This is a genomic window from Gordonia soli NBRC 108243, from assembly GCF_000334455.1.
GTDB lineage: Bacteria > Actinomycetota > Actinomycetes > Mycobacteriales > Mycobacteriaceae > Gordonia > Gordonia soli.
Map to the genome: position 1 here is coordinate 15,443 of NZ_BANX01000017.1, position 25,348 is coordinate 40,790.

A 25,348-nucleotide genomic window follows, 5' to 3' on the forward strand; every position below is an offset into this window, starting at 1 on the left:
CAATACGATAACGAAGAGGCGTGATTACCGCAAAGGCAGCTGGTAGACCCGCCGGGCATTGGCACCGAGAAGGTCAGCCATCACCGTGTCGGCCACTCCTCTGGTCTCGGCGATGGAGCGAGCCGTGTACGGCAGGCAATAGGACTGATTCGGCTGGCCACGGTAGGGATGCGGCGTCAGGAAGGGCGCGTCGGTCTCGACCAGGATCTGATCGTCGGGGACCAGTTCGGCCGCCACACGCAGTTCGGCCGCGTTCGCGAAGCTGACCGTCCCCGCAAAACTGAGCACGTAGCCGCGCTCCACGCATTCGCGTGCAACGTTTCGGTCACCGGAGAAGCAGTGCATGATCACGGTCTCAGGCGCACCTTCGTCAGCCAGGACGTCCAGCAGATCGCGGTCGGCTTCCCGGTTGTGGATCATCAGCGGCTTGCCGACACGCTTGGCCAGGTCGATGTGCCAACGGAACGCATCCTCCTGCACGGCTGGGCTCGCGCAGTCCTCCGAGCGTCCCGGCCAGTAGTGGTCGAGACCGGTCTCGCCGACGGCCACCACCCGCGGATGGGTCACCATCGTCTCCAACTCCGCCCTGGCCGCATCGTCCAGTTCGGCGGCGTGCGTCGGGTGCAGGGCCACTGCGGCGAACGCCCGCTCGTCCCACTCGGCGGCTGCGATCGCCCACCGTGCGTCGATCATGTCGTCCGCGACGGTGACCACCTGGCCGACACCCACCGACTCGGCGTGGTCGAGGATCGCACGCACCGCGTCCGCGTCACGCCCTCCGCAGGCGGCGAGATGCGTGTGCGCATCCACCAAGCCGGGCAGGGGCGCGGGGTCCGGTGGGGGTTCGCGGCGACGCTGCTTCTTGGCCTGCTTGTTCGAGACGGCCCCGTCCGTCGTCGGTGGCGTCATCGCGTGCGGGCTCCGGTCATAGGTCAACTGTGCCAGCGACGACCGTCGTGCTCTCACCGCCCACCCAGATGTCGGTGCCGTCGTCGTCAATGCGCACCCGTCCCGCCCTGCCCAGGACGGTGCCCTGCGCGGCGACATAGGACGCCGGCACGCGGTCGGTGGATCGCAGCCACACGGCGAGACCGGCGTTGAGGCTGCCGGTGACCGGGTCCTCCGGCACGCCGTGGGCCGGCGCGAAGGCGCGGACCTCGACGTCGACCGGATCGTCGGGGTCCTGCTCGGAATACGGCCCGACCAGCCCGACCTCGAGGGTGCCGAGGGCGGCGAAGTCCGGGCGTACTGCGCGCACCGCCTCCCCCGAGCGCAACAACACACCCAGCCACTCGGGTCCGTTGGCGACCCACTCGGCCGCCTCGATCTCGTCGCGCCCGAGCCGGAGGGCCGCGGCCACGGCCACCACCACGTCCTCGTCGACGGGGCCGCTCCGGCGCAGCGGCGGTGCCGCGAATGCCGCCACCGGCCCCGACCGTCGAATCCGGACGAGACCGATCGCGCACTCCTGCACCACCGTGTCGCCGACCGGTCGTTCGGTGGTCTGCGCCCAGGCGTGAGCGGAGCCGAGGGTCGGGTGCCCGGCGAAGGGGAGCTCACCGGTCGGGGTGAAGATCCGCAGTCGGTAGTCGGCATCCGGGTCGGTCGGCGGGAGCACGAAGGTGGTCTCGGACAGGTTGGTCCAGCGCGCGAACGCGGCCATCGTCTCGTCGTCGAGCCCCTCCGCGTCGAGGACGACGGCGACGGGGTTGCCGAGCGTCGGTTGTGCACTGAAGACGTCGACCTGGGCGAAGCGGCGGTTCATGTGTCACATCCTGCGCGGCCGGGCCGGACCCGCGCCAGTGGGTTTCCGCAGAGACGATGCGGCGTGCGTCGCAGTTCGACACCGGAACACACGCGTGGCGCGCCCCGATCGATCCGACCGAGTAGCGTTGCGACTCGTGTTGGGTTTGCCGGAGACCTCATCTGTGGCCCTGTTCGACCTCGACGGGGTTCTGACCGATACCGCGGTGGTGCACCAGAAGGCGTGGAAGGAGGCCTTCGACGCCTTTCTCGCCGAGCGTGATCCCGCGTATGCGCCGTTCACGGCGCAGGACTACCTGGATTACGTCGACGGGCGCCCGCGCGCAGACGGCGTCGCGGCCTTCCTCGCATCACGCCACATCGAAGTGGACGACGCCACCCGGGACGCCATCGGAGAGGGCAAGAACGCACGGTTCCTCGCGACACTGGAGTCCGACGGCGTGCAGCCGTACCCCGGCTCCGTGCGTTACCTGGAAGCGGCGCAGCAGGCCGGCCTGCGGATCGCCGTCGTCACATCGTCGAAGAACGGAGAGGCCGTGCTGAAAGCCGCTGATCTCACCCGATTCGTGGAGGTCCGTGTCGACGGCCTCGACATCGTCCGACGCGGTCTCGCCGGTAAACCCGCCCCGGACTCGTATCTGCTCGGTGCGGAGTTGATGGGTGTGGGCCCCGACGCCGCCGTGGTGTTCGAGGACGCGATCTCCGGTGTCCGCGCCGGAGCGGCCGGCGAGTTCGGATTCGTCGTCGGCGTCGACCGCGTCGGTGGCGACCAGGCCGAGAAGCTGAGTGCCGCCGGCGCTTCCGTGGTGGTCTCCGATCTCGACGAGCTGATCGACGCATGAGCGCCACCGCATCGCCCGACCACGGCTTCGACGTCCACCCCTGGCAGCTGCGCTGGAGCGGTGTCGACGTCGATGTGCTCGGACGCACCGAGACCCTGTTCGCGTTGTCCAACGGGCACATCGGCCTGCGCGGGACCTTCGAGGAGGGTGAGCCGGTCGACCATCCGGGCACCTATCTCAACGGCTTCTACGAACTACGCGGACTCCCCTACGCCGAGAGTGGTTACGGCTACCCGGAGTCGGGCCAGACGGTGGTCAACGTCACCGACGGCAAGATCATCCGCCTGCTCGTCGAGGACGAGCCGATGGACATGCGGTACGGCCGGACCGTCGAACACGAGCGGGTACTCGACTTCCGCACCGGCACGCTGCGCCGGCACACCCTCTGGACCTCGCCGACCGGCCGCACCGTGCGCATCAACTCCGAACGTCTGGTGTCCTTCACCAAACGAACCGTCGCGGCCATCCACTACGAGGTCGAGCCGATCGGCGAGGACATGAAACTCGTTCTGCAGTCGGACCTCCTGGCCAACGAGCCGGTCCCGGCCCCGGGCAACGACCCCCGGCTCGCCGCGGCCCTCGACTCTCCCCTGGTCTCCGACCTCGCCGAGTGCCGCAACTACTGGGGTGCGCTCGTCCATCACACCAAGAAGTCGGGTCTGCACGTCGCGGCCGGGATGGACCACGAGATCGAGTTCCCCGACAAGGCCGACACGTTCATCCGCGCAGACGAGGATCTGGCCCGCCTCACCGTCGCCGCGAACGTCCCGCAGGGCACCAAACTTCGCCTCACCAAGTACATCGGTTACGGATGGTCGGCCCGCCGGTCGGTGCCTGCCCTGCGCGCGCAGGTGGATGCCGCCCTGGCGATGGCGATGGAAACCGGTTGGGACGCACTCAAAGCCGACCAGATCGCTTATCTCGAGGACTTCTGGCGCGACTCCGACATCGAGCTCGATGGCGATCCGGAGTTGCAGCAGGCGGTTCGGTTCGCCCTGTTCCACGTGCTGCAGGCCGGTGCTCGCGGACAATCCCGTGCGATCCCCGCCAAGGGGCTCACCGGCCCCGGCTATGACGGCCACACCTTCTGGGACACCGAGAGTTTCATCCTGCCGATGCTCACCTACTCGGTGCCCGCGGCGGCCGGCGAGGAGCTCCGTTGGCGGCACGCCACCATGGACAAGGCGAAGGCCAGGGCTGCCGAGCTCGGCCAGCCGGGGGCGATGTTCCCGTGGCGGTCGATCAACGGCGACGAGTGTTCGGGGTACTGGCCGGCCGGAACCGCGGGCGTGCACGTCAGCGCCGACATCGCCAATGCGACTGCGCGATACCTGCGGGCCACCAACGACGAGCAGTTCGAGACCGAGTGTGGTGTGGAGATCCTGGTCGAGACCGCCCGACTCTTCGCCGGACTCGGCCATCACGATGTCAACGGCAAGTTCCGCATCGACGGCGTGACGGGCCCCGACGAGTACACGGCGGTGGTGAACAACAACATCTTCACCAACCTGGCCGCGCAGCAGAACCTGCGTGACGCGGTGGCCGCGGTTCACCGACGCCCCGACCTCGCCCGACAGTTCGAGGTCACCGATGCCGAGGCCGCGCACTGGGAGGCGTGTGCCGACGACATGTCGATCCCCTACGACGAGGCACTCGGTGTGCACCAGCAGTGCGAGGCCTTCACCCTCTTGGGCGCTTGGGATTTCGCGGCGTCGGTGGGTCGGTACCCGTTGCTGCTGAACTATCCGTACTACGACCTGTACCGCAAGCAGGTCGTCAAGCAGGCGGACCTGGTGTTCTCGATGTACACCCGCGGGGACGCCTTCACACCTGAGCAGAAGCTGCGGAACTTCGACTACTACTACCCGCTCACGGTGCGCGACTCCTCGCTGTCGGCGTGCTGCGAGGCGGTGGTCGCAGCCGAGGTGGGCTACTTGGACCTCTCGTACGACCTGATGTGCGAGTCGGTGTTCACCGACCTGCACGATCTGCACGACAACGTCAGCAGCGGGCTGCACATCGCCGCACTGGCCGGCGCCTGGACCGACTGCGTGGCCGGCTTCGGCGGGATGCGCGACTTCGGCGGCAACATCACGTTCGCGCCGCGCCTGCCGAATCGGTTGACCTACTTGTCGTTCCGGATGGTGGTGCGTGACTCCAAGATCGTGGTCGCGATCGACAACGATGCTGCGACGTACCGGCTGTTGTCGGGGCCGCCGATCGACCTGGCCCACCACGGCCACAAGTTCACTCTCGAATCGGCGCCGGTGACCATGGACATCCCACCGATGGTGACCCGCGAGGCCCCCAAGGCGCCGCCCGGATGCGAGCCCTACCGACGCGCGGAGTGACCGCAGCCCGACCAAGGAATGATCGTCGACCACCCGGAGTCCGCACACCGCGGGCTCCGGGTGGTCGCTGCTTGGCCCGGGTGACCGCCGTCGGACCCGTGCCGCGATACCGGGTTTCGAGAACCCTCGAACTCGGGTAGCGTCGTAAGCGCGACTGGCGTGGCCGGAGTAACCGGCGTGGAGCGTAGATCCGTGGCATCGTCCGCCTGGGTGCCCTCACCGAACACAGTGATGGAGCCCGGTCGTGAACGCAGACGCGTCGCCAACTCAGCAACCTCCCGCACGTCCACACGTCGTGATCATCGGATCGGGATTCGGCGGGTTGACCGCCGCCCGACGGCTCCGACGAGCAGACGTCGATGTCACGGTCATCGCCCGGACCACCCATCACCTGTTCCAGCCGCTGCTGTACCAGGTGGCGACCGGTGTGGTCTCCGAAGGCCAGATCGCGCCGTCGTTGCGCACCCTGCTCGGGACGCATCGCAACACCCGGGTCATCCTCGGCGAGGTCGAGACGATCGACCTGGCCCATCGAACCATCGAGTCGCGCCTGCTCGATCGGGTCACGCACACCACCTACGACCGATTGATCGTCGCCGCGGGTGCAGATCAGTCGTATTTCGGCAACGACCGGTTCGCCGAGTTCGCACCGGGCCTGAAGACCATCGACGACGCCCTCGAGTTGCGTGGGCGCATCCTGGGGGCGTTCGAACAGGCCGAACTCTCCACGGATGCGGCCGAACGTGAACGGTTGCTGACCTTCGTCGTCGTCGGCGCCGGCGCGACGGGTGTCGAGATGGCCGGCCAGATCGCCGAGATGGCCGGGCGGACACTGCGCGACGCGTTCCGGTCGATCGATCCGACGGACACGAAGGTGATCCTGCTCGACGCTGCGGATTCGGTGTTGCCGCCCTTCGGTCGGAAGCTCGGCGCCCGCGCTGCCGAACGGCTCGGTGAACTCGGCGTCGACGTCCAGCTCGGTGCGATGGTGGTGGACATGGACTTCCACGGCCTGATGGTCAAGGACCCCGACGGTACGATCCGGCGGATCGAGAGCCAGTGCAAGGTCTGGTCGGCCGGAGTCGCCGGCAACCCGCTCGGAGCCCAGCTGGCCGAGCAGACCGGAGCCGAGCTCGATCGCGCCGGTCGTGTCCGGGTCGAGCCCGACCTCACCCTCCCTGACCATCCCGAGGTCTTCGTCATCGGCGACATGATGTCGGTCGAGGGCGTGCCGGGGATGGCGCCGGCCGCGATCCAGGCGGCACAGCATGCCACCCACGCCATCGTCGCCGACATCCGCGGGAGGGCCGACCGTCGGCCGTTCACGTACTGGGACAAGGGATCGATGGCCACGGTCTCTCGATTCAGCGCGGTCGCCCGCATCCCGATCCCCGGTACATCGAAGAGCATCGAGATGTCAGGGTTCGTGGCCTGGATCGGCTGGCTGTTCCTGCACCTGATCTACCTGGTCGGGTTCCGCAACCGGTTCCTGACGGTCGTCGACTGGCTGTTCGCGTTCACCACACGCGAACGGACCCAGCTCGTCGTCACCGAGCAGCAGGTGTTCGCGCGCAACGCGATCCACCATCTCGACATCCTCACCGACGACGACCGCCGCGCGGCCTGACCACCTCGTTTTCGTAATACGAAGCGACTCCAGGAGTCGTTTCGTACTACGAGATCCGGGAGCGGTCGAGCAGGCTTTCGACGACCCGGGTGGCCACCTCCGCCCCGTCCTCGTCGGCGAAGAGCCGGGCGAGGTCCGCCGCGGCTCGTCGGTGCCCGGCGTCGTCGTCGTCGAGCACCGCACCGATTGCGGCTGCGAGATCGCCGGACTCCACACCGACACGAGCGATCGGCGCGGGCGCCACGCCGAGACGGTGCAGGCGTCGGGCCCAGAATGGCTGATCCATGATGCCGGGCAGTGCGACGCTCGGAATGCCGGCGCGCAATGTCGCGGCAGTGGTACCGGCACCGCAGTGATGCACGGCCGCGGCGGTCCGCGGCAGCAGCCATTCGTGCGGGACGTCGTCGACGGCCATGAAATCCGTTGTGCACTCGACGTCCCCGGCGTCCAGATGCGCCCAACCCCGGTGGATCACGGCCCGGCGCCCCGCGGATCGCACTGCGTCGCGGATGATCCGGCCGACCTCCGGCCCGTTACTGATCGCAGTACTGCCGAGTCCGATGTAGACGGGCGCGGGGCCATCGGCGAGGAAGGCGACGAGCTCGTCAGAGGGTTCGAAAGTCGTGCCTTCGTCGGGCCACCAGTAGCCGGTGAGATGGACGTGGTCCGGCCAGTCGCGTGGGCGCGGGACGACGTGTCCGCTGACGCCGACGATCTGGCTCCATTCGGCCTTGGCCCGCTGTATCTCCTTCAGCGATCGCTCCGGCAGTCCCAGGTTCGTGCGCAGATCGCCGATCAGCGGCATGAACAACTTCTCCCCCATCGCGGCCAGACGCCACGCGAGGCGGTTGCCGGAGCGACCGTACGACCGGGTGCCCAGAGGCGGTGGGGCGAAGTCACCGGTCGGATAGGAGGGTTGGAGGACGACCGCCGCACTCGGCACCCCGATCGCCTCGGCGACGTGCCGGCCGAGCATCATCCCGACCGGTCCCCCACACAGGATCAGGTCGGCGTCCTCGGATGCTGCCGCCATCGCCTCGCCGACACCCGCGAGGTCGTCACGCATCCCAGCGAGGGCCTCCTTCGACGGACGCAGCTTGCGGCCGTCGACCATCGCCTGCCCGTACTCCGACGCACGGGTGTCGGCCTCGGTGTCCCGCGGCAGCATCCGGAAGCCGAGGCCTGCCTCCGTGACGAGGTCCTCGTAGGGGCGCTGGGCCGCGATGGTGACCGCGGCGCCGAGGCTGTCGCGGAGCCGCGCGCCCAGACCGGTGAGCGGGGCGACGTCACCCCGGGTCCCGAACGCCAGCAGCGTGATACGTGGACTCATCGGGATGCTCCTGTCGCAGTGAGGAAGAGATCGGATATCGCGGCCGTGTGGGTGAGGACGTCGAAGGAGTCGTCCCTCGCGAGTTCTCCGACGACACCGTCGAGCGCGGCGCGCAGGATGTTCTTCAGCACGCGCGGCTCGGTGTCGGTGGTGAACTCGCCATCACGGACACCATCGGCGAAGATGCTCTCCGGATCGAGCAGCGCGAGCTCCGGCGGCACGCCATCGGTGTCGACCGACGCTTGCACCGCCTCGTCGAAGCGGCGTCCCTCGGCATCCCGATAGGTCGACGAGATGGCGTACAGCGCGATCGCGTCCGGGCGATGGGCATCGAGGAATTCACCGTTGGACGCGATGTAGGCCCTCAGGCGCTCGGTGGCCGTCGAGGCGGCCACGATCTGCGGAATCATCACTGCGGCGGACTTCGCGAACACTGTCTCGACGATCGCCGCGACCAGTTCGTCCTTGCCGCGAAAGTGGTACAGCACCACGCTCTTCGCGATCCCGGCACGCTCGGCGATCTTGGCGATCGACGACTGCGGGTATCCCGACTCGGCGATCAGGGCGATCGCGCACTCCACGATCTGTCGGCGCCGCGCCTCGTCGGCGAAGGTTCGTCCATCACTCGTCCTAGACCTCACGGTCTAAACATAGACCGATCGGTCGAAGTCGACAAGGCCGGTCTCCCGCCGCCGGGTGCGGTACCTGCACGTCGCACTCGGTAACCTGGACCCACCATGACCTCCGAACTGACCCCCAGCGGTGCGGACGCGACGTCGCACGGCGCAGGCAGGCCGTATTACCTGACGACGGCCATCGCCTACCCCAACGGCGCACCGCACATCGGCCACGCGTACGAGTACATCTCCGCCGACGCCCTCGCCCGCTTCAAGCGGCTCGACGGCTTCGACGTCCGGTTTCTCACCGGTACCGACGAACACGGTCAGAAGATGCAGCAGACGGCCGAGGCGGAAGGCGTCTCGACCGCCGCGCTCGCCGCGCGCAACTCCGACCGCTTCCAGGCTCTGCAGGAGCGCCTCGGATCGAGCTTCGATCGCTTCATCCGCACGACCGACGATGATCATCAGGTCGCGTCACGCGCCATCTGGGAAGCGATGAGCGCCAATGGCGACATCTATCTCGACAAGTACGCGGACTGGTACGACGTCCGGGACGAGACGTTCTACGCCGAGGCCGAGACCACCATTGCCGAGGACGGCACCCGCGTCGCCACCGACACCGGACACCCGCTGACCTGGACCGAGGAGGAGACCTACTTCTTCCGGCTGTCGGCGTACCAGGACAAGCTGCTCGAACTCTACGAGTCGAACCCCGACTTCATCGGACCGGATGTCCGCCGCAACGAGGTCATCAGCTTCGTCAAGGGCGGACTGCGGGATCTGTCGATCTCGCGCACCACCTTCGACTGGGGCGTGCCCGTCCCCGACCACCCCGACCACGTGATGTACGTCTGGGTCGACGCGTTGACCAACTACCTCACCGGTGCCGGCTACCCGACCGACGACGAGTCCTTCGGACGATACTGGCCGGCAGACCTGCACATCATCGGCAAGGACATCATCCGGTTCCACTGCGTGTACTGGCCGGCTTTCCTCATGAGTGCCGGGATCCCGCTGCCCAAGCGGGTGTTCGCGCACGGCTTCCTGTTCAACAAGGGCGAGAAGATGAGCAAGTCGGTCGGCAACGTGGTCGACCCGGACGCGCTGATCTCCGAGTTCGGCCTCGATCCGGTGCGCTTCTTCTTCCTCCGCGAGGTCTCCTACGGCCAGGACGGCTCCTACTCGGCCGACGCGATCGTCAGCCGGATCAACGCCGACCTCTCCAACGAGTTCGGAAATCTCGCGCAGCGGACCCTGTCGATGATCGGCAAGTACTTCGACCACGTGGTGCCGACACCGGGCGGGTTCACCGCCGAGGACACCACCCTCCTCGAGCGTGCCGATGCCCTGCTCGACCGGGTGCGAAACCATTTCGACGCCCAGGCGATCCATCTCGGTCTCGAGGCGCAGTGGTCGGTGCTGGCGGAGACCAACCGTTACATCTCCGCGCAGGAACCGTGGAAGACCGCCAAGACCGATCTCGACCGCACCGGGACCGTCCTGTACGTCTGCGCCGAGGTCGTCCGCATCGTCGCCCTGTTGTCGCAGCCGGTGCTGCCGGAGTCGACGTCCCGGCTGCTGGATCTCCTCGGCGTCGATGGACAGGATCGGACGTTCGCCGCGATCGGTCGCCGGCTCGCAGTCGGGGCAGGGCTGCCGACCCCGACCCCGGTGTTCCCGCGGTACGAAGCCTGACCCTGCCGCGATGACCGCCCCGGCGCTCGACGTGCTCCACGCTCTGCGGGCGCACACGGTCGCGGTCGGCATGGATCCGCCCGCCGCACTGATCGGCGACTGGCTCGACGCCGACGCGGTGATCGCCCCGTCGATCTCCCTGCGCGCCGGTGCGGGTCCGCCCGATCACCCCGAGCGCTGGTGGTTCGGGTACCTGGGCTTCCCGGTACGTGCCGATGACGCCGACCTGCCCACCGTGGCCGGCGGTCTCACCGACGCGATCCTCGTCCTGCGATCGGGGAACTGGGAGTACCGGTCGGTCGACGGATCGCCGTGGCCCGAGTGGGTCCGGCGGGCAGTCGAGGGTGCCCCGACGCCGTCACCCGCCGACTGGTCGGCCACGTGGCACGAGCCCGATCCCGCGCCCCACCTGGTCGCGATCGACGAGTGTCTGGACGCCATCCGGGACGGCGAGGTCTATCAGGCATGCGTCTGCACGGCGTTCACCGGGCAGGTCGACGGTGACCACGTCGCCTTCTACGCCGATCTCGTCGCCACCACCGCACCCGCGAAATCCGCTCTACTCCAGGGAGAGTGGGGAACGGTGGCCAGCTTCTCCCCCGAGACGTTCCTGCGTCGGACCGGCAACCTCGTCAGTTCCCACCCCATCAAGGGAACCGTTGCCGCACACGAGAGCCCGGATAAACTGTCGAGGTCGACAAAAGACGTCGCCGAGAACGTGATGATCGTCGATCTCGTACGCAACGATCTCGGACGCGTCGCGATGACCGGGAGTGTGCGCGTTCCCGACCTCTTGTCGGTGACTCCCGCGCCCGGCGTCTGGCATCTGGTGTCGTCGGTGTCGGCCGTGCTCGATCCGGCGACGGGAACCGGCGAGCTGCTGCGCGCGACGTTCCCGCCGGCGTCGGTGACCGGCACGCCGAAGCTGCGCGCGATGCAACTGCTCGCCGACTGGGAAGCATCGCCGCGGGGAGTCTACTGCGGTGCAATAGGTCTCGCCGGACCCGAGCACGCACTCGACCTCAACGTCGCGATCCGGACGGTCACCATCACCCCCGACGGGCGGGCCCGACTGGGGGTCGGCGGCGGCATCACGATCGATTCGGACCCGTGGAGCGAATGGCAGGAGTGCCTGGACAAGGCGGCGTCGATCGTGCGCACGGATACCTCGCACGGCCGGACCTGAGGTAGCATCTCCGCATGGGCTACTCCATACTGCCGAGTACGGACTTGGCAGGTCTCGCCGGGGACATCGCGAACAGTCAGGCCGCGATCCTCACCGGCGGAACGCCCGTCGTCCGGCCCCCGGAACCGATCGTCGCATCGTGGAAGCGGGCCCAGGAAGCCGGTCTCGCCGCCGAACGCCACGCACCGCCGGTCATCGGAATCACCGAACTCGATCGTCGCCGGGCCGTGCATCCGCTCACCCCGATCATCGGCTCGCTGCAGCGTCTCTTCGAGGACTCCGTCGACGACGCCCAGATGATGATGGGGATCTTCGACGCCGAGGGACTGCTGCTGTGGCGAGGCGGCTCGCGCCGTGTCCTGTCGCTCGGCGAGAGTCTGACCTTCGTCGAGGGATCCCAGTGGGACGAGCCGTCGACCGCGACGACGGCGATCAGCCTCGTGATCGAGAAGCCACGCCCGCTCCGGGTGTTCGGTGCCGAGCACTACAGCCGACCGCTGCACGACTGGTACTGCGCCGCCGCCCCCATCCACGACCCCCGCACCGGTGATCTGCTCGGCATCGTCGACCTGTCGGGTCCGGCGTTGAGCTGGCAGCCGTCGGCGACGATGCTGGCCAACACCATCGCGACCATCGGCGAGCACGAACTGTCGCGGCTGCACCTCGGTCGGCTCGCCGACCTGCGCAGCGGCGCCGCTCCGCAACTGGCCGCGATCCGCGGTCCAGCCCTCGTCGTCGACGAGGCAGGCTGGGTCGCCGACAGTCGCGGCGTCACCGCCCCGCGCCGGGTGGCGACGCCTGCCGAGGGGGATCATCAGTTCGTACCGGGTATGGGCATGTGCATCAGCGAACCGGTCGGCGAGGGATGGCTCATCCGCCCGGTCGGACCGGTGAACCCGGTGCGCGCCGAACTCGACCTGCGGGGCGAGCCGACGCTCGTCGTCGGCGGCGACGAGGAGTGGCGTACGGTGCTGACCCGTCGACACGCACAGATCCTGCTGCTGCTCTCGCGTTCGGGCGAGTCCGGGCTGACCGCTGCGGCGTTGAGCCATCACCTCTTCGGCGACGGCGAGCACCTGGTGACGGTGCGGGCGGAGATGTCCCGACTGCGTCGCGCCGTCGGCGCACTCGTCGCCAGTCGCCCTTACCGTCTGGCGCCCGGGGTGTCGCTGACCATGGCCGCCGACTCGGACGAATCGTCGCTCGAGGTCACCGACGCACTCACCCCGGTGCGCGACGACCTTCCAGAACCGCCTCGTAGACCTCGCGGCGGGAGACATCAGCGCCCCGCGTGACCTCGGCGCACGCATCCTTGAGCCGCATGCCCGCGGTCACCAGCTCCTCGGCGCGCGCCACCAGGTCGTCGATGCTCGGTGCCTCCGGCACACCGCCCTCGATGACCACCGTGATCTCCCCACGGACGCCGCCGGCAGCCCATTCCGCGAGTTCGGCGAGGCCACCGCGCCGGATCTCCTCGTAGGTCTTGGTCAGCTCACGGCACACCGCCGCACGACGGTGGGGTCCGATGACCTCTGCGGCCGCGGCCAGCGTCTCGGCCAGACGATGCGGGCTCTCGAAGAAGACGGTCGTCCGAGGCTGTCCGGCGACCTCGGAGAGCCACTCGCGACGAGCGCCCGTCTTCCGCGGTGCGAAGCCGTCGAAGCAGAACCGCTCGGAGGGCAGACCCGACACCGCGAGCGCGGTGGTGACCGCCGACGGTCCGGGCAGGCAGGTGATCGGCAGTCCGGCGTCGGCGCAGGCGGCGACGACCCGGAATCCCGGATCGCTGACCGACGGCATACCGGCGTCGGTCACCACGAGGACGGTCGATCCGTCGGCGACCGCGGCCACCAGCCCGGGCGTCCGCGACGCCTCGACCTGGTCGTAGTAGCTGATCAACCGACCGCCGATCTCCACCTCCAGCGACGCCGCGAGCGCCCGGGTCCGGCGGGTGTCCTCGGCCGCGACGATGTCGGCGTCGGCCAGCGCGGCCCGCAGCCGCGGTGACGCATCGTCGGGTCGTCCCATCGGCGTCGCCGCCAGCATCAGTACACCGCGCGCGTTCATCGACAACGAGCTTACGAGTGGCCGATACGATCGGTCGGGTGACCACCGTCCTCGAACTCGACCGGCCTGATGGGCCGGCCCCGCGAGCCGAGGATCTCGGTACCCGTCCGACCCCACCGCCACCGGCACCGCTGTTCGGTGCGCCGGACCGCCGTCGGGGCCTGGTCGTCGGGCTGGTGATCACCGTCCTGGCCGCGATCACCCGACTCTGGGGCCTGCGCACACCGACCGACCAGGGCACGCCGGTCTTCGACGAGAAGCACTACGTCCCGCAGGGCTGGCAGGTCTTGACCGGCGGCAACTGGATCGAGGACAACCCCGCCTACGGACTCGTCGTGCATCCACCGGTCGGCAAATGGCTGCTCGCCGCAGGCGAGGGTGTGTTCGGATACGGCCCGGTCGGCTGGCGCATCGCCCCTGCCATCGCAGGCATCGGAATCGTCGTCCTCGTGTACTGCGCGGTCCGCCGGATGACCCGGTCCACCTTGGTCGGCGCGATCGCCGGGCTGTTCGCCATCTGTGACGGGGTGTTGTTCGTCCAATCGCGGATGGGCATGCTCGACATCTTCCAGGCGCTGTTCGTCGTCGCCGCCTTCACCGCACTTATCGCCGACCGCGACCAAGTGCGCCGACGGATGTACGTCGCCTACACCGAGGGGCGGGTGGGTCTCACCGACTACGGTCCCCGCCTCGGTTTCCGCTGGTATCGCTTCACCGCGGGCGTGATGCTCGGCCTCGCCTGCGGGACCAAGTGGTCAGGGATCTACTTCGTCATGTTCTTCGCGGTCCTGGCGGTCGGATTCGACGTCGCCAACCGCCGTGCGCACAACGTCCGGCGTCCCTGGCGCGGCACGCTGGTCCGCGATGTGGTCCCGGCCGCCGCCAGCCTCGCGGTGTTGCCGGTCCTCATCTACCTGGCGACATTCGCGCCGTGGTTCAGCGGCGAGACATCGGTGTATCGATACGAGGTCGGCAACCGGATCGGCGTCGACGGTCCGTTCTCGTGGGTGCCTGCGGCATGGCGATCGCTCTGGTATTACGAGTCCGGTGTGCTGGAGTTCCATGCCGGCCTGACCAACTCGGCCGGCAACCACCATCCGTGGGAGTCCAAGCCGTGGACGTGGCCGATGGGGCTGCGCCCGATGCTCTATGCGATCGAGACCGGGCCGGACCAGTGCGGTGGCGGCGACTGTGTCCGCGCCCAGATGCTGCTGGGATCGCCCGCGATGTGGTGGCTCGCGCTGCCGATGCTGCTGTGGGGGCTGTGGTCGTGGCTGGTGCGCCGGGACTGGCGCTACGCCGCGGTGGTCGTCGGCTACGGCGCGGCCTTCCTGCCCTGGTTCACCAACCTCGACCGTCAGATGTACTTCTTCTACGCGACCGCGATGGCGCCGTTCCTGGTGATGGGCCTGGCGCTCTGCTGTTCGGACGTATTGTCGTCCGCGACGAGAACGGCCAGGACACGTCCGGAAAGACGTGTCCTGGCCGTGCTGCTCGTGGCGATCTACGTGGGTCTCGTGGTCGACAACTTCGTGTGGCTGTGGCCGATCCTCACTGGGAGCCCGATTCCGTTGTCGACCTGGCATCAGCAGATCTGGCTTCCGAGTTGGGGTTGACCTTCTCGTCGCGGACGATCTGCTCCTCGGTGATCACCGGGAAGTCACCCGAGTTGGTCTCGATCTCGCCTGCCTGCTTGCTGATGTGCTCGTCCACCTGCTGCGTGAGCTCATCACGGGCGACGATCAGCGGATCGCGCCGCAGGTCCCGGTAGAGGGCGACGCACATACCGATCATCACGACCACGAACGGCAGTGCCGCGATGATGGCCATCTGTTGGATGCCGTTGAGTGCGTCGTCGCCGCTGATCGCGAGCAACATCGCCGCGACGGTACCGGTGAGCACACCCCAGAAGATCGTCACCCACCGCGAGGGTTCGTGCGCACCCCGCTGGGAGAGCGATCCCATCACGATCGAAGCCGAGTCGGCTCCCGACACGAAGAAGATGGCCACCAGGAGCATCACGAGCGTCGACGCGATCGCAGTCCACGGGAGGTTGCCGAGGACGTCGAACAACGTGTCCTCGCTGTTGTCCAGTGAGATGTTGGCACCCTGCGACTGTTGTCGGATGGCGGTGCCACCGAAGACGCAGAACCACAGCAACGACACCGTCGACGGCACGATCATCACGCCGATGACGAATTCACGGATGGTGCGCCCACGACTGATCTTGGCCAGGAACAGGCCGACGAAGGGGGTCCAGGACACCCACCAGGCCCAGTAGAAGATCGTCCAGCCGGCCAGCCAGTCCTGCCCGGCCGAGTCGACGGTCGCCGACGAGCGGGCCGAGAACGCGGTGAAGTCGTTCAGGTACGCGCCGAGGGTGGTCGGGAGCAGGTTCATGATGAAGACGGTCGGTCCGACGACGAACACGAAGACGGCCAGGATGAGCGCCAGCACCATGTTGATGTTGGACAGCCATTGGATGCCCTTGGCGATACCGGAGACCGCGGATGCGACGAAGGCCGCGGTGAGCACCGCGATGACACCGACGAGCAACATGGTCGACGGCTCGTCCAGCCACCCGACCTTGGTCATGCCCGAACCGATCTGCAGCGCACCGAGACCCAGCGAGGCGACCGTGCCGAACAGCGTCGCGAAGATAGCCAGGATGTCGATGATCCGGCCGATCGGCCCGTTGGTCTTGTTGCCGAGGAAGGGCGCGAAGACGGCGCTGAGCAACTGGCCGCGTCCGAGGCGGTAGGTGCTGTAGGCGATCGCCAGGCCGACGACGGCATACATCGCCCAGGGGTGGAATCCCCAATGGAACATCGTGGTCGCCATCGCGGTCCGGACGTCCTGCGCACTCATCTCCGGAGGGGCGTTGACGTAGTGCGAGAGCGGCTCGTTGGCGCCGAAGAACATCAGACCGATACCCATGCCGGCGCTGAACATCATCGCGATCCAGCTCACCGTCCGGAACTCGGGCTTCTCGCCTTCGCGACCCAGCGGGATCTTGCCGTACTTGCTGACCGCGAGATAGATCGCGAACAGGACGAAACCGGTCGCCGCGAGGATGAAGAGCCAGCCCAGATTGGTGGTGATCCACCCGAGGGTGTTCTCACCGACCGTGTTCAGGCTGCTCTGGTGGACGATGCCCCAGACGACGAAGCCGATGACGATGACCGCCGTGATGCCGAACACCCACGGGTCCAGCCGAGGCTTCAATCGTTGCCTGGTCGTCTCTTCAGCAGTTGTCTGTTCACTTGTCGTCACTCACCAACACAACCAAAACTCAGACATTAACTCAAGTCGCTCGTGTGGCATGGGTCACAAGTGACACGATTGTTGCATCGTCGACACCGAGTGTGCGCAGCGCCGCGACATGCCTGACCGTCGCTGCCTGGGCTTGTTCCAGCGCGGTGCCCTGAGCTGCGCGGACGTAGGATCCGAGCCGTCCGCGGGTCTCGATGACCCCGGCGCTCTCCAGCTCTCGATAGCTCTTCGCCACCGTGTTCGCGGCCAGCCCCAGACTCACCGCGAGTCGGCGCACCGTCGGCAGGCGTTCTCCCACGATCAGGTCGCCGTCGGCGATCGCGGCGATCACCCCGGCCCGGAGCTGCTCGAACGGTGCCGTCGTGGACTCGTGATCGATGGTCAACAGCCGCGCGAGGTCGACCGGCTCGGCGCTCACGACGCGTCCCTCGCCACCGGACACGACATACATCGCGGACCACCGCGGCCCGATCCCAGTTCACGCCCTTCGATCTCCAGTACCTCGATGCCGGAGTCGGCGAGGCGCCGATTGGTCTCGACGTTGCGGTTGTAGGAGACCACGACGCCGGGTTCCACTGCGAGCGTGTTGTTCCCGTCGTCCCACTGCTCACGCTCGGCGGTCACCGGATCGAGTCCGGTGTCGATGACCCGGAGCTTCGCGATGCCCATCGCATCGGCTGCGGCATCGACGAAAGGTCGGGCACCGGTGACGCTGACCTCTCCGTGATCCACGCGCAATGTGAAGGCAGACATGGTGTCCCGGATGTTGGGGTACATCACGACGGCATCTGTGTCGACCATCGTGCAGACCGTGTCGAGGTGCATGAACGCTCGAGCCTGTTCGATCGGGACGGCCAGCACCGTGTGCGCCAGGCCATCGTCGAACAGGCTGCGCGCCAACGCCTCCGCTCCTGCGGGTGTGGTCCGCTCCCCCACCCCGACGGCGACGACACCTGGCGCGAGCAGCAAGACGTCGCCGCCCTCGACCGGCGCCACGCGCGACTCGTAGGCACGCCGGGACCCGGCGAAGCGAGGATGGTGCGCATAGATGAGGTCGGTCAGCGAGGTCTCCCTGGCCCGCGCCGGCAGCGCGAGCGAGGTGATGGCGAACCGCGGACCGATCCAGAACGAACTGTCGCGGGTGAACAGGAGATTGGGCAGCGGGTCGATCGCGAACTCGGGTCCGTGGTGCATGCGTCGGACCAGGGACGAGGTGGCTGCGGCCGGCGTCTCCGGGAGTTCGTCGAACGTCATACCCGCGGTCAGCACGTGGGCCAGATCGGCCGGCGCCAGGTCACGGAGATGACCGGCCAATTCCTCGGCGAGGTGCGCGCCCAGACGTCGGGCCGACACCGCCGCCGCGATCCCCTGGATCCGGGCCGCCCCGGAGGCGGCGATGGTCTCGCGCAACAGATCGCCGAGCAGCAGTACCTCGACGCCGCGCGATCGCAGCACGTCCGCGAACTCGTCGTGCTCCTCCTGCGCGCGATCGACCCACGGCAGGCCGTCGAACAGCAACTGATCATTGTTGCGAGGCGTCAGCCGACGCAGTTCGTCTCCAGGCCGGTGCAGCAGGACCGTCCGCAACCGGCCGACCTCACTGGTGTTCCCGACACCTGCGGTCGCAGCCGTCGGGACGTCCACGGGCGCGGCATCCCCCGCGACGATCGGGACCACCGGGTCGGCACTCATCGCCCCACCGTAGATCGTCGCGCGTGAGATCGCCGGGCACTGAGCCGACTCCGTCGAGACCGGAGCGGTGGGAGTCGACGATCAGGCGTCGCCGTCGGACAACCGTGGGGCACGGCCCACCGCTGCCGGGGCGGTCTCCCTGGCGAACACCCACAACAGCGCGGCGACCGCCGCCACCGCACCGGTGAGCAGGAAGGCAGGGCCGAAACCGAAGGTGGCCGCGATGTATCCGACGACGACCGGACCGGAGACGGCACCGAGATCCGACGCCATGCCGTAGGCGGCCAGGGCCGACCCACCCTGGGGGCGGTCACCGAGGACGTCGGCGAGCGCGGCTTGGTGAGTGGGAGCGAACAGCCCCGATCCGAGACCTGCGGCGACCGACAGGCCGAAGACCACCAGCAACCCGGGCGAGTATCCCAACCCCGCGGTGGCGGCCGCGGTGATGACCAGCCCGGGGAGGACCACCGGCCGGCGGCCGAGCCGGTCGGAGAGCCGCCCCGCCCCCAGGATCGCGGCGACGTTGCCGACGGCGAACATCGCCAACGCCACCCCGGCCATCGACGGACTCGCTGCCAACGCATCGGTGACGAACAGCGGCACCACCGCCACGCGCACACCGAAGGACGCCCAGCCCTGCGCGAAGTTGGATGCCAGAATCGCACGGTAGGCGCTGTCGCGCAGCGCCTCCCGCAGGGTCATCACCTCGCCGGTGCCGCGTGCGGTCAGGTCACCGACCCGTGCGCCGCGGAGGGCGACGGCCACCACGGCCGACGCCACCAGCAGCGCGATGGAGTAGACGACGAACGGCATCCGGAGGCCGAATCCGACGAGCGCGCCACCGATCAGCGGTCCGGTGATGTTGCCGATCAGGAATCCGGCCGAGAAGTACCCCGACACCCGGCCGCGCAGGTCCGGTGGCGACATCCGGATGAGCAACGCCATCGCCGACACGGTGAACATCGTCGAGCCGATGCCGCCGGCTGCGCGGAAGACCAGCAACTGCCAGTACGTCTGCGCGAATGCGCAGGCCAGGGTGCTGGCCGAGACGATGGCGAGACCCGCGAGGTAGATGCGCCGTTCACCGAGCTTTGTGATCAGCCGCCCGGTGGCCGGCGCGAACACCAGGCGCATCACCGCGAATGCGGAGATGACCGCCGATGCAGCGGTGATCCCGACGTCGAAGCTGCGGGCGAAGGCCGGCAGCGCGGGTGCGATCAGTCCGTATCCGAGGGCGATCACCACGTTGGCGACGAGGAGCACCCAGATGCCGCTCGGGATGCCGGCCCGACGGCCCGCGAAGGGTTCCGGCGCGGTCACGCAGCAGGCTCGGGCAGTTGGTCGAGGGCCGTCGCGGTCAGCGACCGGCCGAGCTCGATCATCTCGCTCGCCTTGTGGAAATCCATCGTGCGCACCGACTTCCGCGGCACCCGGATCAGCACGTCGGGCGGGTACCCGGCCACCTGATAGCGGGTCAACGCGACCTGCATGATGTCCAGCGACCGGCTGAGCACCTCGATCCGGCCCATCCTGGTGGGCCCCTCGGAGTCCTCTGCTTCGTCGGACTCACCCGCCGCGTGCACGTCGAGACCGAACCGGTCGCGGACGGTCCGTACGAACTCGCTGTCGAGCAGCGGGGCGGCGTTGCGTCGCAGTAGTCCGCGGGTCCGCGGCTCACGGGTGGCACCTTCGTCCGGGCCGCCGTCGGCACCGAGCACCACACCGATGGTGACGTCACTGGCCACCGCGGACGTCGGCGCGACGGGGAGCGGATCGAGGATGCCGCCGTCGCCGAGGAGCCGCCCCTCGTACTCGTGGGGGCTGATGACACCGGGGATGGCGATGGAGGCCCGGATCGCGTCGATGAGACTGCCCCGCTGGAACCAGACCGAACGGCCGGCGTTGAGGTCGGTGGCGACCGCGGTGAACGGCGCCGCAAGATCCTCGATCACGGTGTCGCCGAGTATCTCCCGCACGCGGGTGAGAATTCGCTCGGCACCGATGACACCCGGCTTGGACAACGAGACGTCCATCAACCGCACCACGTCGAGCTGCGAGAGTCCGCCGATCCAGTCGACATAGTCGTCCAGGCGACCGGCGCAGTGCAGCCCGCCGACCAGTGCCCCCATCGAGGACCCGGCAACGGTGACGATCTCGAACCCGCGGTCGGTGAGTTCGTGGATCGCCCCGATGTGGGCGTAACCGCGTGCCCCACCGCTGCCGAGGGCGAGCGCTACGCGGGTGGGTCGAGCCATGCCCTCACCCTAGTCGTGGCCGGTGGGCGGCCCGGACGTGCCGTCGCACCGTCGACCGTGCGCTCCGACTCGTCGACCGTGCGCCGCAACCCGTCGATCGTGCGCTCCAGTCTGTCGATCGTGCGCTCTGACCCGTCGACCGTGCGCCCCTCCCCCCCGACCGATGAGAAACGCGCCTCGCCCGGGTCGACATCTGTGACCGTCACACCGACCCAAGGAGTCCCCGATGCCGACGCCGACGACACCGCTGATCACCCCTCATCTCTGGTACACCGAGGACCTGTTCGCGGCCATCGACTTCTACACTGCGATCTTCCCCGACTCCTCGGTCTCCTACCGCGAGACCCTGGGCCCCGACATCAGAACCGCGGAGTTCACGCTCGGCGGTCAGCGCATCATCGCGGTCGAGGCCGCTCGCGCCGACTTCGGCTTCACCGACGTCTTCTCGTTCATGGTCCACTGCGCCGACCAGGACGAGGTGGATCGCTACTGGGACCGGCTGCTCGCCGACGGCGGATCGCCCCAGCAGTGCGGTTGGCTGATCGATCGCTTCGGGCTGCGGTGGCAGGTGGTACCCGACCGTCTCTTCGAGTTGCAACACGACCCGGATCCGAAGCGCTCTGCTGCAGCCATGGGCGCGATGATGCAGATGGTCAAACTCGACATCGCCGAACTGGAGTCGGCGGCCGACGCCGCGAAATGAGCCCGCGGCTCACGACGCTCCACCCATCAGGCGACGAGGTCCGGGTCCGAGGCTGTTGAGTTCGTCGCCGGGGTTCAGCAGATGACAGGCGCCCAGCGACAGACAACCGCAGCCGACACAGGAACCTATCAGGTCGCGCATGTTCTCCAGCAGCGCGATGCGGTTGTTGATGTCGGAGATCCACCGCTTGGACGCCTTCTCCCACATGGACTTCGGCGGGGACTCGTGATCGCCGAGCTCGGCGAGGACGTCGGCGATCACCGACAGCGGTATGCCTGCGGCCTGCGATGCCCGGATGAACGCCACCCGACGCAGCATGGCGCGGTGGAAGCGGCGCTGGTTGCCCGACGTCCGGTGGCTGAAGATCAGCCCCTTCTCCTCGTAGAACCGCACCGCCGAAGGAGCGATCCCGGCACGTTGGGCCAACTGCCCCACCGACATCTCGAGCTTCTTGGGCGTCATGGCGACGAGCATACTTGACTTGAAGCTCACTTGAAGTTGAAGGCTGTTCGCCATGGACATCCCAGAGCGTTACGTCGTCATCATCGCCAGCACGCGCGACGGTCGGATCGGCCCGACCGTCGCCCGCTGGTTTCTCGAGCAGATCGGCACACCACCACCCGAGGTGTCGATCGACGTACTCGACCTCCGGCACGCAAACGACCGCGCAGCGGCCACGCTGCTCGATCGCGCGGACGGATTCGTGATCGTCACACCGGAGTACAACCACAGCTACCCCGCGCCGCTCAAGGACTTCCTCGACGCCCACCGTGACGAATGGCGTTTCAAGCCGGCCACCTTCGTCAGCTACGGCGCGATGTCGGGCGGCATCCGGGCCGTCGAACACCTGCGCACCGTCCTCGCCGAGCTGTACATGACCGGCACCCGGAACACCGTTGTGCTGCAGCACCCCTGGGACCACGTGATCGACGGGACATTGGATCTGTCGCGCGGCGCGGGCGACGACACGAGAACCTTCGACAGGGCCGGACGGGCCGCGGCGGCACGCGAGTCGGCACTCGCGGCCTTCGGCGAACTCCGCTGGTGGGCAGTCGCACTCGCCGCCGCCCGTCGAGATCTCGGCACCTCGGGGACGATCGAGCTGGCGGAGATCGCGTGAGACTCGATGCCGCCAGCCGACGTATCGGCTTGATCCTGATCGTCGCGACGCTGATGGTGATGCTCGACCTCACCGTGGTCACCGTCGCCCTCCCCCACCTCACCGCCGAATTCGACGCCTCGTTGTCGACCGTCCAATGGGTCACCACCGCGTACACCCTCGCGCTGATCGCGGTGATGCCGCTGTCGGCGTGGTCATCTGCACGCTTCGGTGCACGCCAGGTCTACGGAACCGCTCTGGCGGTCTTCGTCCTCGGGTCGTTCCTGGCCGCGGTGTCCTGGGACATCGGCAGCCTGATCGCCTTTCGGGCGGTGCAGGGACTCGGCGGCGGGATGCTGCAGCCGGTCGGCATGGCCATCGCACTGCAGGCGGTCCCGGAATCGTTGCGTGGACGCATGATGGCGCTGCTCGGCGTCCCCGTTCTGATAGGCCCGGTGGTCGGACCGATCCTCGGCGGCGCGCTGATCGACCACGCGAGTTGGCGGGTCGTGTTCGCGCTCAACGTCCCCCTGGGCCTGGCGGCGCTGGCCTTCATCCGCCGCCACCTCCCGGCCAGTAAGCCACAGGGCGCGACCCGCATCGACATCCCGTCCATGCTGGCCCTCTCTCCCGGCGGCGCCTTCGTCGTCTTCGGACTCGCGCGAGCCGGCGACACCGGCGGACTGCTGGAGAGCTCGATCCTCGTACCGATCGGCGTGGGGCTCATGCTGCTCGGCTGGTTCGCGATGCGTTCCCTGCGGTCGGCGACCCCGGTACTGAATCTCCGACTGCTGGCGACGCCACAGCTGCGCGGCGGGGTGGTGACCCTGCTGTTCTTCTCCGGCGCGTACTTCGGCTCGATGATCATCCTGCCCATCTACGTGCAGGCGGTCCGCGGCGACGACGCCACCACCGCGGGTGCGCTGTATCTGCTGCCCGCGGTGGTGACCGGAGTGACGCTGCAGATCGCCACACGGCTGGCCGACCGCGTCGGCGCACGTCGGGTGGCGGCCGTCGGAATAACCGCGTCCTTGTCGGCGATGATCACACTCGCGTCCGTACTCGGTTCCGCCACCCCGTACCCGGCGGTCGTCGGCATCCTCACCCTGCTCGGCTTCGGTGTCGGGGCGACGTTGATGCCGACCATGACGGCCGCCACCCGAACCCTCGAGGGCCCCGACACCGCCAACGGCACCACCATCATGCTGACCACCAGTCAGCTGTCCAACGCGCTGGTCGCCGCGGTGGTGACCGCCGCGCTGGCCGGGTTCATGAACGCACGCTCGGCGGCCGTCCGTGGCAACGGGGTCGCGGGTGCGATGGCACTCGATCCGGCCGGACGGTCAGCTGCCGCAGACGATCTGGCAGGCGCGGTGGCCGACACCTACCTCGTTGCCGCCGGACTGATGGCACTTGCCCTGGTGGCCGCGATCGTGCTGATCCCGGCGCATCGACGATCATCGGCGGTCGGCGGGGCGGGCCGTCCACCGGCCATCAGCGATCCACCGACCGTCAGCGGTCGGCCGGACGGGCGGTCGACACTCAGTCGCGGACGACCAGCACCGGGACCGGCGACTGATGGAGCAGCTTCTGACTCGTCGACCCCAGGAGCAGCCCGGTGAATCCTCCCCGGCCACGACTGCCGACGACGATCAGCTGCGCGTCCTCACCCGCCGTGTCGAGGATCGCCTTCGCGGGCTCCTCGGGCACCACCACACGCTCGACGACCACGTCCGGGAAGTCGGCGTGGTGGCCGGCGAGGCGCTCGGCGATGGCCTCGACCGCCTCCTGCGACACCCGTTCGATCTCGTCGGGGGCAACGCCGTAGCCGTGCAGCGCGTCGACGTCCAGGGGCGCCCAGGTGTGTACGGCGACCAGCTTGGTGTTGCGCACCGACGCCTGTCGGAAGGCCTCGGCGATCGCGACGTCACTGACCGGCGAGTCGTCGATGCCGACCACCACCGGGCCGTCCCCGCCGGGGCCGGTGACCACCACGACCCGGCCGTGTGAGTGAGCCGCGACAGTGGTGCTCACCGAGCCCAGGAACAAACCCTTGACGCTGCCGAGGCCGCGCGTGCCGAGCACGATCGCCGTGGTGTCCTTGCCGAGTTCCAACAGCACACGAGCGGCGTCACCCTCGGCGATGGAGGTGCTGATCGGTAGGTCCGGGGCGACCTCCTTGGCCACCTCGGCAGCGGCGCGGACAGCGTCCCCGGCGTCCTGCCGGATCGCATCGACCACTTCCTGCGGGATGATCAAGCCGGGTGCGTAGTTGCTCGTGCTCGCGTCGTAGACGCCGACCAGCTTCAGACCGACGCCCTCGCGCACCGCAGCATCGGCGGCGAACCGCACCGCGGCGGTCGCCGCATCCGATCCGTCGACACCCACCAGAATCGCGCTCATGATCCCGTGTCCTCCTCGTCTCGTCGTGCACTCTGCACACCTCCATACTGCCCTGCGCCGACGTCGGCTTCAATGAGCAAAAGGTCCCGGACACACCACTATTCGCCCTGGTGTAGGCTGGATTTCACCTATGACACCACAGCAGCGACACATTCGAGACTCCCCCGAACTCCGCGACGCGGGAATCCACGCCGGGATCACCATCGGGTTCGGGATCGCGGTCCTGCTCGTCGGATTGGCGTCGTCGGACGGCCTGCGCACGGCACTCGTCCTCGCGACGCCGGCGATCATGGCTGTCGGCGCCGTCGCCGCCCTGGTGCGCACCTATCGCAACCATCGCGCCGGGGGGCGCTGGCAGATCTGGCAGGGTGCGTCGTGGTTCCTGCTCGGCACCTTCCTGGTGACGCTGATGTGGACCGCACCGATGGTCATCGTCTGATC

At 68.3% G+C, this 25,348-nt stretch carries 23 protein-coding genes and 1 riboswitch; of the genes, 11 read left to right on the forward strand and 12 right to left on the reverse strand.

Annotation, left to right across the window (positions count from 1 at the left end; genetic code table 11):
- Positions 1-24: 24 nt before the first annotated feature.
- Entirely contained in the window at positions 25-909 is an 885-nt protein-coding gene (locus GS4_RS12205) for a TatD family hydrolase (protein ID WP_007620922.1), read from the reverse strand.
- 16 nt (positions 910-925) lie between these two features.
- Positions 926-1,765, reverse strand: a complete 840-nt coding sequence (locus GS4_RS12210) for a PhzF family phenazine biosynthesis protein (protein WP_007620924.1) — start codon at positions 1,763-1,765, stop codon at positions 926-928.
- Between the two features lie 136 nt (positions 1,766-1,901).
- On the opposite strand from GS4_RS12210, the gene GS4_RS12215 reads away from it, so the two are divergent.
- The 3 genes from GS4_RS12215 (at position 1,902) to GS4_RS12225 (ending at position 6,584) form a co-directional block, all read left to right on the forward strand.
- On the forward strand, positions 1,902-2,606 hold the full coding sequence (locus GS4_RS12215; RefSeq protein WP_040510376.1) for an HAD family hydrolase: 705 nt from the start codon (positions 1,902-1,904) through the stop codon (positions 2,604-2,606).
- Positions 2,603-4,957: a glycoside hydrolase family 65 protein gene (locus tag GS4_RS12220; protein ID WP_007620931.1), complete on the forward strand. Its 2,355-nt coding sequence runs from the start codon at positions 2,603-2,605 to the stop codon at positions 4,955-4,957. The genes GS4_RS12215 and GS4_RS12220 overlap by 4 nt, the downstream gene beginning before the upstream one ends.
- A 140-nt stretch (positions 4,958-5,097) precedes the next feature.
- A riboswitch (ZMP/ZTP riboswitch) is annotated at positions 5,098-5,176 on the forward strand.
- Between the two features lie 25 nt (positions 5,177-5,201).
- Positions 5,202-6,584: an NAD(P)/FAD-dependent oxidoreductase gene (locus GS4_RS12225; RefSeq protein WP_007620932.1), complete on the forward strand. Its 1,383-nt coding sequence runs from the start codon at positions 5,202-5,204 to the stop codon at positions 6,582-6,584.
- Positions 6,585-6,630: 46 nt separating this feature from the next.
- Here GS4_RS12225 and GS4_RS12230 read toward each other — a convergent pair whose 3' ends face one another.
- Positions 6,631-7,914 (reverse strand): glycosyltransferase, encoded by a 1,284-nt coding sequence (locus tag GS4_RS12230; RefSeq protein WP_007620935.1) that lies wholly within the window; start codon positions 7,912-7,914, stop codon positions 6,631-6,633.
- The gene (locus GS4_RS12235) at positions 7,911-8,555 is read right to left on the reverse strand and encodes a TetR/AcrR family transcriptional regulator (protein ID WP_245555648.1); all 645 of its coding nucleotides are present in this window, start codon (positions 8,553-8,555) and stop codon (positions 7,911-7,913) included. The genes GS4_RS12230 and GS4_RS12235 overlap by 4 nt, the downstream gene beginning before the upstream one ends.
- A gap of 96 nt (positions 8,556-8,651) precedes the next feature.
- On the opposite strand from GS4_RS12235, the gene metG reads away from it, so the two are divergent.
- From metG to GS4_RS12250, 3 genes are read left to right on the forward strand one after another with little or no spacing between them, the layout of a single operon-like run.
- Positions 8,652-10,229, forward strand: coding sequence for a methionine--tRNA ligase (gene metG / locus GS4_RS12240; RefSeq protein ID WP_007620939.1), 1,578 nt, complete (start codon positions 8,652-8,654; stop codon positions 10,227-10,229).
- 10 nt (positions 10,230-10,239) lie between these two features.
- Positions 10,240-11,415, forward strand: a complete 1,176-nt coding sequence (locus tag GS4_RS12245) for an aminodeoxychorismate synthase component I (protein WP_007620941.1) — start codon at positions 10,240-10,242, stop codon at positions 11,413-11,415.
- A 14-nt stretch (positions 11,416-11,429) separates the two neighbouring features.
- Positions 11,430-12,710, forward strand: coding sequence for a GAF domain-containing protein (locus tag GS4_RS12250; RefSeq protein ID WP_007620943.1), 1,281 nt, complete (start codon positions 11,430-11,432; stop codon positions 12,708-12,710).
- On the opposite strand, the gene rsmI is transcribed toward GS4_RS12250, so the two are convergent.
- Positions 12,637-13,482, reverse strand: coding sequence for a 16S rRNA (cytidine(1402)-2'-O)-methyltransferase (gene rsmI, locus GS4_RS12255; RefSeq protein ID WP_007620944.1), 846 nt, complete (start codon positions 13,480-13,482; stop codon positions 12,637-12,639). The two genes, GS4_RS12250 and rsmI, sit on opposite strands and share 74 nt — an antisense overlap.
- A 38-nt stretch (positions 13,483-13,520) precedes the next feature.
- On the opposite strand from rsmI, the gene GS4_RS12260 reads away from it, so the two are divergent.
- Positions 13,521-15,098: a dolichyl-phosphate-mannose--protein mannosyltransferase gene (locus GS4_RS12260; RefSeq protein WP_085947042.1), complete on the forward strand. Its 1,578-nt coding sequence runs from the start codon at positions 13,521-13,523 to the stop codon at positions 15,096-15,098.
- Here GS4_RS12260 and GS4_RS12265 read toward each other — a convergent pair.
- The 5 genes from GS4_RS12265 to GS4_RS12285 all read right to left on the reverse strand — a co-directional run bounded on the left by GS4_RS12265 (position 15,034) and on the right by GS4_RS12285 (position 20,702).
- Positions 15,034-16,707: a BCCT family transporter gene (locus GS4_RS12265; RefSeq protein WP_007620946.1), complete on the reverse strand. Its 1,674-nt coding sequence runs from the start codon at positions 16,705-16,707 to the stop codon at positions 15,034-15,036. The genes GS4_RS12260 and GS4_RS12265 overlap by 65 nt on opposite strands.
- 79 nt (positions 16,708-16,786) lie before the next feature.
- Positions 16,787-17,206: a GntR family transcriptional regulator gene (locus GS4_RS12270; protein WP_007620947.1), complete on the reverse strand. Its 420-nt coding sequence runs from the start codon at positions 17,204-17,206 to the stop codon at positions 16,787-16,789.
- Entirely contained in the window at positions 17,170-18,447 is a 1,278-nt protein-coding gene (arcA, locus tag GS4_RS12275; RefSeq protein ID WP_007620948.1) for an arginine deiminase, read from the reverse strand. The genes GS4_RS12270 and arcA overlap by 37 nt, the downstream gene beginning before the upstream one ends.
- An 81-nt stretch (positions 18,448-18,528) precedes the next feature.
- Positions 18,529-19,767, reverse strand: coding sequence for an MFS transporter (locus GS4_RS12280; protein ID WP_007620950.1), 1,239 nt, complete (start codon positions 19,765-19,767; stop codon positions 18,529-18,531).
- On the reverse strand, positions 19,764-20,702 hold the full coding sequence (locus GS4_RS12285; RefSeq protein ID WP_007620952.1) for a patatin-like phospholipase family protein: 939 nt from the start codon (positions 20,700-20,702) through the stop codon (positions 19,764-19,766). The genes GS4_RS12280 and GS4_RS12285 overlap by 4 nt, the downstream gene beginning before the upstream one ends.
- A gap of 226 nt (positions 20,703-20,928) precedes the next feature.
- Between GS4_RS12285 and GS4_RS12295 the strand changes: the two genes are divergently transcribed.
- Positions 20,929-21,405: a VOC family protein gene (locus GS4_RS12295; RefSeq protein ID WP_007620961.1), complete on the forward strand. Its 477-nt coding sequence runs from the start codon at positions 20,929-20,931 to the stop codon at positions 21,403-21,405.
- A 9-nt stretch (positions 21,406-21,414) separates the two neighbouring features.
- Here GS4_RS12295 and soxR read toward each other — a convergent pair whose 3' ends face one another.
- The gene (soxR, locus tag GS4_RS12300) at positions 21,415-21,867 is read right to left on the reverse strand and encodes a redox-sensitive transcriptional activator SoxR (RefSeq protein WP_040510405.1); all 453 of its coding nucleotides are present in this window, start codon (positions 21,865-21,867) and stop codon (positions 21,415-21,417) included.
- Between the two features lie 52 nt (positions 21,868-21,919).
- Here soxR and GS4_RS12305 point away from each other — a divergent pair, with 52 nt between their 5' ends.
- Together GS4_RS12305 and GS4_RS12310 are read left to right on the forward strand one after the other, a co-directional pair.
- Positions 21,920-22,525: an NADPH-dependent FMN reductase gene (locus tag GS4_RS12305; protein ID WP_007620964.1), complete on the forward strand. Its 606-nt coding sequence runs from the start codon at positions 21,920-21,922 to the stop codon at positions 22,523-22,525.
- Positions 22,522-24,126: a DHA2 family efflux MFS transporter permease subunit gene (locus tag GS4_RS12310; RefSeq protein ID WP_007620966.1), complete on the forward strand. Its 1,605-nt coding sequence runs from the start codon at positions 22,522-22,524 to the stop codon at positions 24,124-24,126. The genes GS4_RS12305 and GS4_RS12310 overlap by 4 nt, the downstream gene beginning before the upstream one ends.
- Here the strand turns inward: GS4_RS12310 and GS4_RS12315 are convergent.
- On the reverse strand, positions 24,047-24,907 hold the full coding sequence (locus GS4_RS12315; RefSeq protein ID WP_007620968.1) for a universal stress protein: 861 nt from the start codon (positions 24,905-24,907) through the stop codon (positions 24,047-24,049). The genes GS4_RS12310 and GS4_RS12315 overlap by 80 nt on opposite strands.
- 130 nt (positions 24,908-25,037) lie before the next feature.
- Here GS4_RS12315 and GS4_RS12320 point away from each other — a divergent pair, with 130 nt between their 5' ends.
- Positions 25,038-25,346 carry a hypothetical protein gene (locus tag GS4_RS12320; RefSeq protein WP_007620969.1) on the forward strand — a complete coding sequence of 103 codons (309 nt, stop codon included), beginning with the start codon at positions 25,038-25,040 and terminating at the stop codon, positions 25,344-25,346.
- Positions 25,347-25,348: the final 2 nt, after the last annotated feature.